Source organism: Citrobacter sp. RHB35-C17, from assembly GCF_013816795.1.
In the GTDB taxonomy this organism is placed as follows: Bacteria; Pseudomonadota; Gammaproteobacteria; order Enterobacterales; family Enterobacteriaceae; genus Citrobacter_A; species Citrobacter_A amalonaticus.
Map to the genome: position 1 here is coordinate 4,104,170 of NZ_CP057150.1, position 15,503 is coordinate 4,119,672.

General features: G+C 54.1%; 12 protein-coding genes. 4 read left to right on the top strand and 8 right to left on the bottom strand.

Going from position 1 to position 15,503, the window contains the following annotated elements; genetic code table 11:
* Positions 1 to 28: 28 nt before the first annotated feature.
* From HVZ37_RS19560 to ytfQ, 5 genes are all read right to left on the bottom strand, one after another.
* On the bottom strand, positions 29 to 1,141 hold the full coding sequence (locus HVZ37_RS19560) for a methyl-accepting chemotaxis protein (protein ID WP_072200586.1): 1,113 nt from the start codon (positions 1,139 to 1,141) through the stop codon (positions 29 to 31).
* 81 nt (positions 1,142 to 1,222) lie between these two features.
* Entirely contained in the window at positions 1,223 to 2,224 is a 1,002-nt protein-coding gene (gene yjfF / locus HVZ37_RS19565; RefSeq protein WP_042999214.1) for a galactofuranose ABC transporter, permease protein YjfF, read from the bottom strand.
* Positions 2,211 to 3,233, bottom strand: coding sequence for a galactofuranose ABC transporter, ATP-binding protein YtfT (gene ytfT / locus HVZ37_RS19570; RefSeq protein WP_042999213.1), 1,023 nt, complete (start codon positions 3,231 to 3,233; stop codon positions 2,211 to 2,213). Before ytfT ends, yjfF begins: the two co-directional genes overlap by 14 nt.
* 13 nt (positions 3,234 to 3,246) lie before the next feature.
* The gene (ytfR, locus tag HVZ37_RS19575; RefSeq protein ID WP_042999212.1) at positions 3,247 to 4,749 is read right to left on the bottom strand and encodes a galactofuranose ABC transporter, ATP-binding protein YtfR; all 1,503 of its coding nucleotides are present in this window, start codon (positions 4,747 to 4,749) and stop codon (positions 3,247 to 3,249) included.
* Between the two features lie 145 nt (positions 4,750 to 4,894).
* The gene (gene ytfQ / locus HVZ37_RS19580) at positions 4,895 to 5,851 is read right to left on the bottom strand and encodes a galactofuranose ABC transporter substrate-binding protein YtfQ (RefSeq protein ID WP_042999211.1); all 957 of its coding nucleotides are present in this window, start codon (positions 5,849 to 5,851) and stop codon (positions 4,895 to 4,897) included.
* Between the two features lie 307 nt (positions 5,852 to 6,158).
* Between ytfQ and ppa the strand changes: the two genes are divergently transcribed.
* Positions 6,159 to 6,689, top strand: coding sequence for an inorganic diphosphatase (gene ppa / locus HVZ37_RS19585; RefSeq protein WP_042999210.1), 531 nt, complete (start codon positions 6,159 to 6,161; stop codon positions 6,687 to 6,689).
* A gap of 165 nt (positions 6,690 to 6,854) precedes the next feature.
* Here ppa and HVZ37_RS19590 read toward each other — a convergent pair whose 3' ends face one another.
* The 3 genes from HVZ37_RS19590 to tamA are packed head-to-tail and all read right to left on the bottom strand — an operon-like array spanning position 6,855 to position 12,711.
* Positions 6,855 to 7,199: a gamma-glutamylcyclotransferase gene (locus HVZ37_RS19590; RefSeq protein WP_042999209.1), complete on the bottom strand. Its 345-nt coding sequence runs from the start codon at positions 7,197 to 7,199 to the stop codon at positions 6,855 to 6,857.
* Positions 7,200 to 7,201: 2 nt separating this feature from the next.
* Positions 7,202 to 10,981, bottom strand: a complete 3,780-nt coding sequence (gene tamB, locus HVZ37_RS19595) for an autotransporter assembly complex protein TamB (protein WP_181627901.1) — start codon at positions 10,979 to 10,981, stop codon at positions 7,202 to 7,204.
* Positions 10,978 to 12,711 carry an autotransporter assembly complex protein TamA gene (tamA, locus tag HVZ37_RS19600; RefSeq protein ID WP_061069563.1) on the bottom strand — a complete coding sequence of 578 codons (1,734 nt, stop codon included), beginning with the start codon at positions 12,709 to 12,711 and terminating at the stop codon, positions 10,978 to 10,980. Before tamA ends, tamB begins: the two co-directional genes overlap by 4 nt.
* Positions 12,712 to 12,925: 214 nt before the next feature.
* Here tamA and msrA point away from each other — a divergent pair, with 214 nt between their 5' ends.
* The 3 genes from msrA (at position 12,926) to HVZ37_RS19615 (ending at position 15,497) form a co-directional block, all read left to right on the top strand.
* On the top strand, positions 12,926 to 13,567 hold the full coding sequence (msrA, locus tag HVZ37_RS19605; RefSeq protein ID WP_042999206.1) for a peptide-methionine (S)-S-oxide reductase MsrA: 642 nt from the start codon (positions 12,926 to 12,928) through the stop codon (positions 13,565 to 13,567).
* Between the two features lie 585 nt (positions 13,568 to 14,152).
* Entirely contained in the window at positions 14,153 to 14,713 is a 561-nt protein-coding gene (locus HVZ37_RS19610) for a fimbrial protein (RefSeq protein WP_042999205.1), read from the top strand.
* A 64-nt stretch (positions 14,714 to 14,777) separates the two neighbouring features.
* Positions 14,778 to 15,497 (top strand): molecular chaperone, encoded by a 720-nt coding sequence (locus HVZ37_RS19615; protein WP_051642297.1) that lies wholly within the window; start codon positions 14,778 to 14,780, stop codon positions 15,495 to 15,497.
* The last annotated feature ends 6 nt before the right edge of the window (positions 15,498 to 15,503 follow it).

Here is a 15,503-nt window from a genome sequence, read left to right on the forward strand (position 1 = left end):
CGCCTCTCCCCGGAGAGGCGTTTTTCTGTCAGGCGGTCTGCAATTTAAACGACGCCATCGCTTCAATCAGCGCATGCGATTGCTCTTCCAGGGAACGGGTTGCCGCAGAAGACTGTTGTACCAGCGCCGCATTCTGCTGCGCCGTTTCATCCATCTGACTCACCGCGATATTCACCTGTTCGATACCGCGACTCTGCTCCTGCGACGCACTGGCGATTTCCCGCATCAGTTTGGTCATCCGCATGACTTCGCTGGCAATCTCATCCATCGTTTCGCCTGCCTGCATCGCCAGATCGCTGCCCTCTCCCACTTGTGACTGCGAGTCGCCAATCAGCGTACGAATCTCTTTTGCGGCCTCCGCGCTACGGCTGGCCAGATTGCGCACTTCGCCCGCCACCACGGCAAAACCGCGTCCCTGCTCTCCCGCGCGCGCCGCTTCAACCGAGGCGTTCAGCGCCAAAATATTGGTCTGGAACGCAATCCCGTCGATCACGCCAAGAATATCGGCGATACGATTAGCACTCCCGGAAATGTCGCGCATTTTTTCAATGACATAACAGACCATTTCACTGCCGCGATCGGCGGTATCAGAAACCGATTTCGCCAGTTGATGCGCCTGATCGGCGTTTTCCGCATTCTGTTTCACCGTTGCGGTAAGCTCCTCCATGCTGGCGGCAGTTTGTTCCAGCGAGGTCGCCGTCGATTCGGTGCGTGTCGCCAGATGAATATTGCCCGCCGTCAGTTCACGACTGCCGGTGTCTATCTGCGAACTGGCATCGCGAACGCGTCTGACAGATTCACTCAGCGCCATGCGCATCCCTTCAAGCGCGGCCTGCAGGCGATTAAACTCGGCGCTGGCATAACGGCTTTCTGCCGCCGACAAATCTCCCGTTGCCAGGCGTTCCAGTTGTTCAACCACATTATCGAGCGGTTTCAGCAGCTTATTACGCAATAACAGCCAGACCACTGCCAACAGGGCGATGGCCGTCAGCGTCGTCGCGGTCATCACTCCGTAATAAATCCATGAGGTAATGATTCGCGTGGAGGCGTAAATCCCCATGCTGCCTGTTAGCAGCAGTAACAGGGTAATAAGCGACAATAAAACCAACAGGGTATTTCGTAGGGAGAGGGATTTTGGCATCGTTATTTTCCGGTTGTAAGATATACAGAAACTATCGACAACAACCGGAAAAAGTTTAGGTGTTTAAGTAAAATCTGTGTCTCACTTCGGCGTCGCGGCCGGGCCGACTCGTGTTACCGGCGAGCTCTGTCGATTTTCCCAAAGCACCGTCAGACCGCGCTGCAACGCAATGAAAATAAATAACAAAACGCCAATGGCAATTTTCGTCCACCATGAACTGAGCGTGCCGTCGAAGTTAATGTAGGTCTGGATCAGCCCCTGAATCGCCACGCCAAACAGCGTTCCAAGAACCGTACCGACCCCACCGCTCAGCAACGTACCACCGATCACCACCGAAGCGATCGCATCCAGCTCTACGCCCACTCCCGCCAGCGCGTAGCCAGCCTGGGTGTAAACAGAAAAGACAATCCCGGCCAGCGTCGCCAGCCCGGTTGACAGCATATAAATGCGGATCGTGGTGCTACGGGTGGAAATCCCCATCAGGTTCGCCGATGTCGCATTCCCGCCAATGGCATACACCTGATTGCCAAACCGGGTGCGATGCGCGAGGAAAATCCCAATGACCACCACCGCCAGCATCAGCAGGCCCATCGCGCTCAGACGCCCACCGCCGGGGATTTTCCACGCCAGGCTGGAAAGCGTGTCATAGATGGGATGGTTAATCGGGATCGACTCTTCCGATACCAGGTAACTGACCCCGCGCAGGAAAAACATACCGGCAAGCGTGATGATAAACGCCGGGATCTTCAGCGCATCAATCAGCAACCCCATGAACGCGCCAAACGCGCAGCCCATCGCCAACACCAGCGGAAACGCCAGTAACGGCGAGATCCCCCAGTAGCCGATGGCCTTCGCCAGGAATACGCCGGTGAAGGCGATCACCGATCCCACGGAGAGATCGATCCCGCCGGAGAGGATCACAAAGGTCATCCCCACGGCGATGATCCCCAGGAAGGCATTATCGGTCAGAATGTTGCAGATCACGCGCGTGGAGGCAAAGCCGGGAAACTGCGTCAGACAATAGAGATAGCCCAGCACGAAAACCCCGAGGGTGATCATTAACGGTAAATTACGTTTTATCACGACCACGCACTCCTTTTAGCAAACTGATAAAGCGCTGTGACTGCACAATCAGTACGCACAGCACCACGATGGCTTTGACCACCTGGTTCATCTCCGGCGGAAACCCGGACAGCAGGATCCCGGTGTTCATCCCCTGAATGATCAGCGCGCCCACCACTGACAGCAGCAGATTAAAGCGCCCGCCCATCAGGGAACCGCCGCCGATCACCACCGCCAGAATGGCGTCCAGCTCCAGCCACAAGCCGGCGTTGTTGGCATCGGCACCGCGAATATCCGCCGTGACGATAATCCCGGCAATTGCTGCGCACAGCCCGCTCAACACATAGGTGAGCATAACGATGACTCGTGTGTTGACGCCGGCATTTTTCGCTGCCCGGATGTTAATCCCCACCGCTTCAATAAACATCCCGAGCGCCGTTCGCCGGGTCAATAGCCAGAACAGCAGCAGCGTGATCAGCGCGATAATCACCGGCGTGGGAAACAACAACAGCGAGCCGCTGCCGAACCAGGAGAGCGTGGGCGAGTTGAAGGTGACAATCTGTCCAGAGGTGATCAGTTGCGCCACGCCGCGACCCGCCACCATCAGGATTAGCGTGGCGACAAACGGCTGAATTTTGAGGATCGCCACCAGGACGCCGTTCCACAGGCCAGCCAGCACGCCGGTCCCCAATGCGGCAAGCAGGACCACTGGCAGGCTGTGACCGGCGACGGTCATCGCCGCGGTCGTGGCGCCGGCAATCGCCATCACCGCGCCAACGGAAAGGTCAATGCCGCCGGTGGCAATAACCAGCGTCATCCCTATCGCCAACAGCGCGACGGGAGCGGCGCGATTCAGGATATCGATCGGGCTGCCGAACAGACGACCGTCCTGCAAGATAATCTGGTAAAAGTGGGGGGCGACGAGGCTGTCCACCAACAGCACCAGCAGCAGCGCAATCAGCTGCGGCATACCGGTCGGCCAGCGAAAGCGTCGCTTTGGCGGCGTGGTTTGCGGGAGAGATTGGGGCATCACAAGAGTCTCCTTACGCCGCGATGGCGTTCATGATCGCCGGAACGGACAGTTCAGCCAGCGGGATCTCCGCCACCTGTTTGCGGTCACGCATGATGATCACCCGATCCGCATAGCCTACCAGTTCCTCCAGCTCCGAGGAGATCACCAGCAGCGCCAGACCATCGGCGCACAGCGTTTCGATCAGGCGGATGATCTCGGCATGCGCGCCTACGTCGATCCCTCGCGTCGGTTCATCGAGGATCAGAAACTGTGGTTTAGTCAGCAGCCAGCGCGATAGCAGCACTTTTTGCTGGTTGCCGCCGGAGAGAAACTCGATCGGCTGTTCTGCGCTGGGGGTGCGAATGCCAAGCTGACGGATAAACCGCTCGGCAATGTCGTTTTGTTCTTTGCGTGCAATCGGCCGCAACCAGCCGCGCTGGGCCTGCAATGCCAGGATGATGTTTTCGCGCACCGAGGCGGCGGCAATAATACCGTCCGTTTTGCGATCCTCCGGACAAAAACCGATCCCCAGGCATGATGCCTGATGAGGGGATCGCAGCGTCTGCGGTTTTCCTCTGATCAGCGCGCTGCCGCTGTCCGCCGGTTTGATACCGAAAATCACCTCGGCCGTTTCGGTGCGCCCGGATCCAAGCAGTCCCGCCAGACCGACGATCTCACCAGGTCGTACTTCGAGATCGAACGGGGAGATCGTCCCTTTCTTACCGAAACCTTTGAACGCGGCCACCGGTTTATCGCTCAATAAGGTACGTCCCGCACGCTGTAGCGCATGAGTGTCCAGCTCGCGTCCCAGCATCATTTTGACCAGTTCAATCTGCGGCAGCTCGCGGGTTTCCCGGCAGCCGACAAAACTGCCGTTACGCAGGACGGTGATCCGATCGCTGACCTGATAAACCTGATCAAGAAAATGAGTGACGAAGATCAGACTCACGCCGCGATCGCGCAGATGCCGCATTAAGCCGAACAGCATCTCAACCTCTTGCGTATCGAGACTGGCGGTAGGTTCATCAAGGATCAGAACTTTGGCGGAAAGATCGATAGCCCGGCAGATCGCGACGATCTGTTGCATCGCCACCGAATAGCGGTTCAGCGGTTCGCGCACGTCGAGGGAAAAACCGTAAGACGCCATTAGCGCCGTAGCGCGCTTTTCCATCTCTTTGCGCCGTAGCAGGCCAAATCGACGCGGTTCACGACCAATAAACAGGTTATCCGCCACCGACATATTCGGCAGCAGGTTCACTTCCTGATACACCGTGCCAATGCCCAGCTGTTGGGCATGTGCGGTATTTCTGGGGGAGATGGCACTGCCTTCCAGCCAGATACTACCGCGATCGGCATGATAGACGCCGGTCAGTGCTTTGATGAGCGTGGATTTTCCGGCCCCGTTCTCACCGAGCAGCGCCATAATTTCGCCGCGACGCAGACTGAAATCGACGTTATCCAGCGCTTTGACGCCAGGAAAGAATTTACTTAATCCCTCTGTACGGAGGATCTCCTGGTGTTGTTCCGCGATCATAATAGCCCTCCGCGACAAGAGTGTGGCTCTGGAGGCCCGTAGGCCGGATAAGGCGGTTACGTTGCCATCCGGCAGAACCTTTGCCTGATGGCGCTTCGCTTATCAGGCCTACGGTGTTAGGTATGCCCCCAGAAAGGGTCTGAACTTAGTAGCCCATGTTTTTCTTCTTCTCTAACTCTTCTTTCGCGGTATCCGGCAGATACAGCGTCGACTTGGTGATCGTGACCTTCTCAGGCATCGTGCCATCTTTCTTGAACTTCTCGAGCGCGTCGAAGGCCGGGCCTGCCATGTTCGGCGTCAGTTCAACGCTGGCATTCGCTTCACCGTCGATCATCGCTTTGTAGATGTCCGGTACGCCGTCAATAGAACCGGTCAGAATATCTTTGCCCGGTTTCAGCCCCGCTTCTTTGATCGCCTGAATAGCCCCGATCACCATGTCATCGTTATGGGCATAAACCATGCAGATGTTCTTGCCGTTGTTCTCGGCTTTGATAAAGCTCTCCATCACCTCTTTACCTTTACTACGGGTAAAGTCGCCGGACTGAGAGCGGATAATTTTGATGTTTGGTGCTTTGGCGATGGCTTCAGCAAACCCTTTCTTACGGTCAATCGCCACGCTGGCCCCGACGGTACCCTGCAGCTCAACCACATTACACGGCTTGCCGTTCACCTCTTTGATCAGCCAGTCGCCGATCAGTTGACCTTCCAGCACGTTGTTAGCAGTGACGGTGGTCATATAGAGAGATTTGTCTTTGACATCGATAGAACGATCGAGCAAGAAGACCGGGATCTCAGCATCTTTCGCTTCCTTCAACACCGGCTCCCACCCTGTTGCCACTACCGGCGCAATAAAGATGGCATCGACGCCCTGAGCGACAAAGGAACGCACGGCTTTAATCTGGTTTTCCTGCTTTTGCTGACCGTCAGCGATTTTCAGCGTGATGCCGCGCTTCTCGGCCTCGCTTTTCGCCACGTTGGTCTCTGCGGCGCGCCAGCCGGACTCAGAGCCGACCTGCGAAAATCCTACGGTTAATGGGGCGGCCATGGCCATAGACGACATGGCTGCCGAAACTGCTGTGACGATAAGTAAGCGCTTCCACATAACTGTGTCCTCGTAGGGTAGGTTATTGTTGGTTAAGAAACAGTCGCGAAAAAACTATAGACAATCGAACATGTAACGGATTGCGTTACATCACACTTCAAAAAAGTAAATAGAACGTTAATCACAAGTTTGTAATCGCTTTCATTTACCTATGAAAAAAGCGGCTGAAGATATGGATTTTTCTGTCATGCGAGTGGTCTGAAAAGACCAGCGGGAGACGAGTGAAAACGAAATCAGGCGGAGACATTCAGCGCGAGATAGCTATAATACTCGCCACTTGTTTACGACACAGTTAAAGGAAACAGACATGAGCTTACTCAACGTCCCTGCGGGCAAAGACCTGCCGGAAGATATCTACGTTGTTATCGAGATCCCGGCTAACGCCGATCCGATCAAATACGAAGTCGACAAAGAGAGCGGCGCACTGTTCGTTGACCGCTTCATGTCCACCGCGATGTTCTATCCGTGCAACTACGGTTACATCAACCACACCCTGTCCCTGGACGGTGACCCGGTTGACGTACTGGTCCCGACCCCGTATCCGCTGCAGCCAGGCTCCGTTATCCGTTGCCGTCCGGTTGGCGTACTGAAAATGACCGACGAATCCGGTGAAGATGCGAAACTGGTTGCTGTACCGCACACCAAGCTGAGCAAAGAGTACGATCACATCAACGATGTGAACGACCTGCCGGAACTGCTGAAAGCGCAGATCACGCACTTCTTCGAGCACTATAAAGATCTCGAAAAAGGCAAATGGGTGAAAGTCGACGGTTGGGACAACGCTGAAGCGGCGAAAGCTGAAATCGTTGCCTCCTTCGAGCGTGCGGCGAAGAAGTAATTCGTCCTGTCGAGCGAAGCCCCGCATGTCGGGGCTTTTTTGTGTCCGTAAACGCGAGTCACCGACACAAAAAACTACGCCACCCGAAGGTGGCGTGATAAAAGTGCTGGCAAACAAGGAAATACCTGATGACGCTACGCTTATCAGGCCTACCCTGCGCGCTACTCAGTACTGGTCTCTGTCTAACCAGTTACCGCTTTCGATCAGTGTTAATCCCTCCACCGGGCGCTGGTACACGTACATCCATGCACTGCCATACGGCGTCTGGATCAACTGGCGCGCGTATTCACCGCCGCGGGTGCGCAGCGCATCCAGTTCGGCCAGAGTGGCGTTATCAATACGATAAACCTCACCGTGTACCGTTCCGTTCCCCGGAACTGCGCCTGGATAGTGGCCCAGGCTATACAACTGGTAGTTATCGATACTGTAATCGCCCAGCAACTGGGCGTTGGTCATCCAGTGGCTGTTGCCTTGTTTGGTTCGTAAACTGCCGTAGACAAATATTCGCATTGCTAAAACTCAAACTGATAGAGCAAATCCAGTGCCTGATCTACGCCAGACACGGCTTCCAGATATAGCTTAGGCATCAGGCGATAACGTAACGTGAGTGTCGCCAGTGAGTCAAATATACCCACACCATATTTCACCTGCAGACCTGGCAGTACGTATCCGCTGACGACCACCTGGGAGGAGTCGCCCACCCCCTGAGTATCCAGTGCCAGATTGCTTACGCCAAATGTCTCCCCGATTTTACCCACAACCTGACCACTTTGTGCAACCCCCAGGCCAATAAGCATGGAGGTCATCGCCGCGCTGTCGCTCTGATCGCTGCTCAGACCCTGGCCGCGCAACAGATAAGAGAGCGCTTCCTGCTGCGACATTGCCGGATCAGAGAAGATCTCAGCCTTCGGTTCATCTGCCGTTCCGGTGACGCGAACACCCGCGATCACGTCATCTTCGGTGGCTTCCGGGTTACGAATAGCTTCGATATTCAGCAACGGTTGGTCCGGCGGTCCAGAGAACAACAGTTCGCCTTTCCGCACAATCAGATCCTGACCGTAGGCGTGGAAACGGCCTTCCGGAATGTTGATCTGTCCGTTCAGCCCCAGCCCTTGCTTATCCTGCACCACGTTCAGATCGCCTGTCAGACGGGCTTTCAGACCAAACGCATTCATCCGCACGTTGTTACCCACATGCACAATCAGATTGCTGTTGATCGGGATCCCGGCGCTCTGCGGCTTCTCAGGTTGCAGGTCGTTATTGAGCATCACTTCATCGCTGGAGACGCCCACCGCGCTCTCTGGCAAGTCATGAACCACAATACGCGCCCACGGCACGTCCACCCGGCCATCGAGAGTGAACAGACTCGGCGTCGCTTCAAACACGACATCCGGAGAAACATCCAGTCGCACCATCGGCGGTACGGTGATACGTACCCTGCTGCCTTTCGCCGCCACACGCGCACGCCAGTTGTCGATCTGACTCCAGTCCGCGTCGCCGCTTAAGTTGATCTGCCCCTGCTGGGTTCGTATCACCCCGGCAAGCGTCGAGCGGGTACCGTTGAAATTCATCGCCAGTTGGCTCGGCTGCATATCAAACGGCATAAAGTTGCCGTCGATATCCAGCCCGCTTAGTTGTAGTTGCCCAAACATTTGCGGGCTCTGTACATCGCCGCCCAGACGCAGATTAGCGCTCAGCATCCCCGCCGCCTTTTCGCCGCGCGCGAAGATCGGGTTGACCATCGCCAGATTCACGTTGCGAATGTTGACGTTGCCGCCCAGGTTACGACGCCCCTGCGGATCGGTCACCTGCACCTGTCCGTCAAGCTGACCATTATTGGTCAGGCGGATCAGCCAGCCCAGTTCTGCTCGATTGTTGCGCAGATCGGCTGTCACGTTTAGGGTATCGAACGCCAGCGGCAGCGGCGCATCGTTCACCGTCTGCGTTACCTTCACGTTACGCCCGGAGAGCGTAACATTACCCTGCGGCAGCCCTTCTTTGGTGGTGTCCCACGAAACGTCCGCTTTGCCAGTAAATACACCACTGGCCTGCGTCGCCTCCGGCATAAACGGTTTCAGCATCGCCAGATCAAAGCGGTTAAGATTCACTACCGCCCGCCCTTTGGCACCCGCATCGATGGTTTGCGGCACGCACAGTTCAGCATTCGGGTTGGCCCAGCAGTGCGGCCCGATACTGATTTTCTGCTCTTTGTTACGGTAGTCCAGCGCGATGGCGCGAGTCAGGGTCAATGGCCCGACCGGCGTCTGGAAACGGGTATTGCTCAGCGATCCTTTCCAGCGCTCTTCTTTACGATCAAAACTCCCCGCCAGATCGAGCTGGCCGGAGACCGGCTCGCCCTGAACACGTAATTGCAACTCGTGTTGCTTCTCGCTGCCTTTGGCGTTCAGGGTCACAAGGTTGATGTTCACGTCGGGCTGCGAAATACGTTCAACCCGTACATTGAGGTTACCGGCAATCTGATCCGTCGATTTGATATCGCCTTCCACACGCACCTGCGCCACGGACAGTTCCTGCCAGCGCAGCCCGCGGGCGGTGATATCCGCCAGCAGTTGCGGAGCGTCGACGGTACCGCGCACCTTGACCAACCCTTTTGCCGTACCACCGAGTCCCGGCAGCGCGTTGTCCAGTCCCGGCGCGTCGATGGTCGCATCCAGATTGAGATCTTTTACGCCCAGCTCGCCTTTCACATCGGCGCTGTTTGGTCCCAGTTCCAGATGCAGGCCCGGAATGGTCCACTGCAAATAGCTGTTGCCTTTCAGCGATCCGTTGACGTTAACCTTGTTCTGCTTAACGTTCCCGGTCAGTTTCAGCTCCGGCACGTCCATCTGCCAGGTGCCGCCATACAGGCTGCCCCGGGTTTTGATCAGGCCATTGAGCTTCGACGGCCAGTCCGGAATCTCTTTCGCGGTGTTGATGCCGTCCAGCGTCAACTCGCCTCGCCAGCTGATCGCCTGTTGCCAGTCCACCAGCGCTTTCAGCTCGGTTTTCCCTTCCAGCGCCGCCACGCTGAGTTTATCGAGATTAATTTGCTGTTCGTTGCCTTTCGCATCAAGGGTAATGGTCGCCGGCGGGATATCCTGCCCTTTCACCGCCGTACGCATCGACAGCGTGTAGTCCGTCATCTTGCCGGTGAGCTTGAGCTTGATATCGTCGGCCTGGAACTGTTTGTCGCCGGTAAAGGGCCAGTAAATCTGCTTACTGACCACCTCCAGATTCAGCGGCAGGCCGGCTTCCGCCAGACGCGTCTGGGCACGCAGATCCATGTCCACCGGCCCGGAAAGGTTAACACCCACTTCCAGTTGTTCACGCAGCGCCCCACCCACCTTCAGCTTCACCTTCTCGCCTTTCAGCGGATCGACGTTCAGCGTGCTGTTCAGGCTGATGTCTACCGGCCAGTTATTGGTCAACTGGGCCGTACCGCTGGCATTCACCGTACCCTGACTGGAGTCGATATCGAGCGCATCGAGCTTCATGTTGCCGTCGATGCTGCTTACTTTCAGCAGCAGGTTATACACCGTCAGGTCAGTATCGCCGGTGATACGCAGTTGTTCGCCTTTAAACGCTTCAATATTGAGATTGAGCGGCAGATGAACGTCCGTCATCTCCGGCAGAACAGGCTGCGAAAACAGATCTTTCAGCGTTTCACCAAGCGGTTTTTCATCCGGCTGCGGGTTCTGGATCTTCGGCTCGACCACTTCTTCCTGAGCCACCTCCGCCACTTTCGGCAGTGCGATCAGCAATCCCTGTAACGACGTGGGTTTCAGGGTCAGATCCTTCTCTTGCCAGTGCAAGCCGGAGGTAAAATCCATCACCGACACGATGGTGTCATCGATTTTAATATTGACGTTATTTAGCGCCACGCGAGAAAGCGTGATCGGATACGGCGTGGAGAGATTCAGCGGCCCGTTGTCCTCTTCTTCCTCTACCTGCTCAGAAGGCGGCATTTTTTTACTGTCGATCGCCACATTGATGTCTTTGAGCGACAGATCGTTCACGCACAGGCTGCTGTTCCACAGGCAATTCAGCCCGACCGCCAGATGCACTTCCCCGGCGTTAACCGCTACACCAGGCTGGTCAAAGCGGATATTTTTCAGCGACAAATCACGCCAGCCGCCGGTGACCTGACCAATTTCCAGCCCCGGTACCCAGCGATTCGCCGCATTGAAGATCAAATGCAGGCCGGTTGTTGTTCCGACCAGAAACGCCACCGTTCCCAGCAACAGCAGGATAAAAATCAGGATGCCGAGGCTTATCTTCTTCCATAAACTCATAATTCAGGCCCCAGACCGATGTAAAACTGTAAACCGTGTTCCTCTTTGTCGCCGACCGGCACGGCAAAATCGAGCTTGATCGGCCCGACCGGAGACTGCCAGCGTACCCCCACCCCGGCGCCGGTTTTGAAATCGCTTTTGCGGATATCACTGACCGCTTCACCGCTATCGACAAACATCGCCCCCCACCATTTACCGGTCACGTTGTACTGGTATTCCAGCGATCCGGTCACCAGCTTCGAGGCCCCTTTCAGATCGCCGTTGCTGTACTCTGGTGAGATGGATTTATATTTGTAGCCACGAATACTGCGGTCGCCCCCGGCGAAGAAACGCAGATCCGGCGGCACTTTGTCGAAATCACCGGTTTCGATCCAGCCAAGATTGCCGCGCATCACGAAGCGATGACGATCGTACAGGGAACGGATCCAGACGTTTTGCGCCTGAAAGACCGAGAAGTCGACATCAGAGCCCCAGGCGGTGTTGGAATAATCAATAGAGTAACGCTGGGAATCGCCCCAGGTGGGCATCAGTCCGCCGCGCGAACGGGTTCGGCTGATCATCACGCCGGGATAGAGCAGCATGGTAGTGTTCGTCACCTGCCCCTGCGTAAAGTGGTCGAGACTCCAGCGCAGGTTAATGGCGCGCTGCCAGCCGCTGGAAAGGTCCCAGTAGCGGGAAACCGCAAGCGTGGTGGAGTCCTGTTCGGTATCGTTGAGATCGGTACGCTTAAAGCCGCCTTGTACCAGATAGTACTGCTCCAGCGGGTTCTTCAGCAGCGGCATTTTGTAGCTGAAATCCAGTTGCTGTTCAGGCGATGAGATACTGGCGCTGGTCGTCAGGCTGTGACCGTAGGAGTTCATCCACGGTTTTTTCCACGTGGTCTTCACGCGCGGCCCCACGTCGGTGGAATACCCCACCCCGGTCTCAATGGTGTTTTCCGTTCGCGGTGAAACCACACCCTTCAGCGGCAGTACTTTGGTTTTTCGCGCTTTGTCGAATTCGGGCGCCACAACCACGGAATTAAACCAGCCAGTCGCCGAGAGTCGACGGTTCAGCTCGCCGAGATCTTTTGACTCGTATGCATCCCCTTCTTTAAAGGGCACCAGATTTTGCAGATACTCCTCGCGGATCTGCGAACCTTCAAAGGAGACGTGACCAAAGCGATAACGTTCACCACTGTCGTAATCGATATCCCAGAACGCCTGATGGCGATCAAGCGCAATACCCAACTGGCTCTTATTAAATTCGCTGTCGAAATACCCTTTACGTAGCGCCACGCTGGTGAGGGATTTTTTAAAGGCGTCATAATCCCCATGATCGAGCACCGTACCGATTGCCGGACGCGTTTTCAGCAGATCCAGGTAATCTCTGTCGGTACGCGCGCCGCCGCGTAAAATGACTTCTGTTCCGCCAATGCGCACCGGTTCACCGGGTGTCACTTTGGCTACCAGCACCTGACGCCCTTTCGCCGGAGGCGGACGCAGATCGAAATCGATGGTCGGTTCATAATAACCGAGCGCCTTCAGCCCTTCGCGGATAGCGTCATCCACGCGCGCGCGAAAACGCCGATCCGGCGTGACTTCATCACTCTGGATAGTTGAGAGTTGTGCCCGGACGTTTTTCTCCAGTTCTCCTGATAGCCCTTCGACCTGTAGACGGACGTTCGCGGCAAAAGCAGAACTACTCAAACACAGCAGGCTCACCCAACATAACTGACGGATATGTGGCACTTTTTCTCCTGAAATCCCTTATTTCCACCCCTGGAAAAAAATCATAACGCCGCTCCACGGCTTAACAAAAACCCAACAATTGGGGTTGAAAAACAGACGACACCCCAAATATTTCTTATGTTTACTGTAGACGTATTCGTAACGGTTATTGTGTGCAAATACGCGTCTTGTTACAACCTTAACCCCAATTACTGATTTTCGGGAGAACGGCACCATGAGTTTATTTGATAAAAAGCATCTGATTTCACCGTCAGATGCCCTCCCTGGGCGCAATACCCCGATGCCCGTGGCGACGCTGCATGCCGTCAACGAACACTCGATGACAAATGTCCCCGAAGGGATGGAAATCGCCATTTTCGCCATGGGCTGTTTCTGGGGCGTAGAGCGGTTGTTCTGGCAACTGCCTGGCGTTTACAGCACCGCGGCAGGATACACCGGTGGCTATACGCCCAACCCCACCTACCGGGAAGTCTGCTCCGGTGAAACGGGCCACGCCGAAGCGGTGCGCGTGGTGTACGATCCGGCGGTCATCAGTTATGAGCAATTGCTGCAGGTGTTCTGGGAAAACCACGATCCGGCACAGGGCATGCAGCAGGGCAATGACCACGGCACTCAGTATCGTTCGGCTATCTATCCGCTGACGCCGGAACAGGACAGCGCCGCGCGCGCAAGCCTGGAGCGTTTCCAGGCAGCCATGCGCGCAGCGGGCGACGACCGTCCTATCACCACCGAAATCAGCAACGCGACACCGTTCTATTACGCTGAGGAAGACCATCAGCAGTATCTGCACAAAAACCCGTACGGCTACTGCGGTATCGGCGGGATTGGCGTCTGTTTACCGCCTGGAACAAAATAGAGATTATCAGGGTCCTGAGGGACCCTTTCTTTTTCATCAGCCCCGTAAGCGATAATTAATGGCATTCTCTCCATGAGCCATCGCCAGCCGCGTTTCAGATAAACAAATAGACAAAACTAATAGTTAATAACTATTTTCAATACTCTACATACCATTTGAACCAACAGATTGTTCACTTCCCCTACAAAGCAATAACTAAAAAATAACTATATATTTATTAGCTATTGCAATTAATCATTCGTTGCCATCATGCCTCGTGCACCAGGCCCGATTACCCCTTGAACGTCTGTATGATGGGCTCATCCAACATCGTAGATAACAAATATAAAATTTTAACACCTCGCTGCAAAATTGTAATAATCAAGTAAACCAACCATATAGCAATAATAATTTCATCCAAAATTAGATTATAATCTCCTTGAATGGTTTACATAGAATGTCATAATTTAATTTTCAAACAGAAACACTTAATTACAAAACTTCAAGTGAGCATGGGATTTTTCCATATTGCCACCCATAGATACACCTTATGGAAATAACATACGATCACGATATCACTTATATATTATTCTATGGAGCCAGGCTATGAATAGAAAATTAAAATTAATATCAGCAATGGTATTATCATCAGTTGCCATCGGTAATGCGCATGCTGCGTTGACGGATGATCAGGGAACTGTACATTTCCAGGGGAAAATTATTAATCCGCCCTGTGAAGTATCAACAGATTCAAAGACGGTAAACGTGACTTTCACGCCTATGGTCGCAACTACCTTTGCCGCTATCGGCTCTGAAAATCCGCAAACCCAGGACGTAGTGATTAATCTGAAATCCTGTCCAGCCGATACCACCATCAACCTGACGTTCTCTGGTGCGACTGCCACGACCAGCGATCAGCTGAAAGCAATGACAGGTTCGGATGCCACGGGTGTCGGTATTGTCATGTATGGAACTGGCAGTGCAGCCAGTACAAAAGTTGTTTTTGACAACAAGCCGGATGCGGCCTTTGCACAAACCACGCCAGCCGGTGAAGCCAGTGACCTGGCGTTTAATTATAAGGCTAAAGTTGTTGCAACTGTCACGCCAGCGGATATCAAAGGTGGCGATTTCACGGCAGATACAACCTATACCATTTCCTATCCTTAATGATAAAAGCGTAGAGAAGGCATATTGAATGATATGCCTTTCTGGCTTGCCTTATGATTTGTGAATGATGAAAAAATTAATACGTAATTCCTTTTTGTTAACATCTATATTAACGTGCGCGCCAGCGATTTCAGGTGTGCAGGTTGGCGCAACCCGTATTGTGTACCCATCCAATAGTGATGAGGTTCAGTTGACTGTTCAAAGTAAAAACACATCAACGAATCATCTGGTTCAGGCATGGGTAAGTAATATAGACGATCAAGGTGATGCGCCTTTTATTGCTACCCCCCCTCTTATGAAGCTTGGAGCAGGCCAGGAAACTATTTTCCATTTTATTTATGCCAAAAAAGGAGCTGAACTTCCTAAAGACAGGGAGTCCGTATTCTGGGCTAATATTAAATTTATCGCCAGCACGCCTGAAAACATGCGCGATCAGAGTAAATTGCAGATTGCATCCAGAACGCGCATTAAACTTTTTTATCGCCCGACATCTCTTAAGGATAACGAGGCTTTTAGCGCCTACGAAAAAATTAATTTTTCAAGGCAGGGTAATGCACTGAATATAACCAACCCAACCCCTTTTTATGTGACATTTAACTCTATTACTGTTGATGGCAAACCTGTCACTGCCCCAAAAGATACCTTAACAGCCATGACAATGATGGTGGCACCGTATGGGCATATTTCACTGCCAGCAGCATTAAAAGCGAATTCAGTGATCAAATGGAACGCTATTAGCGATTACGGCAGCGCCACACCGAGTAAAGAATCTGTATTAAAATAAGGTTGA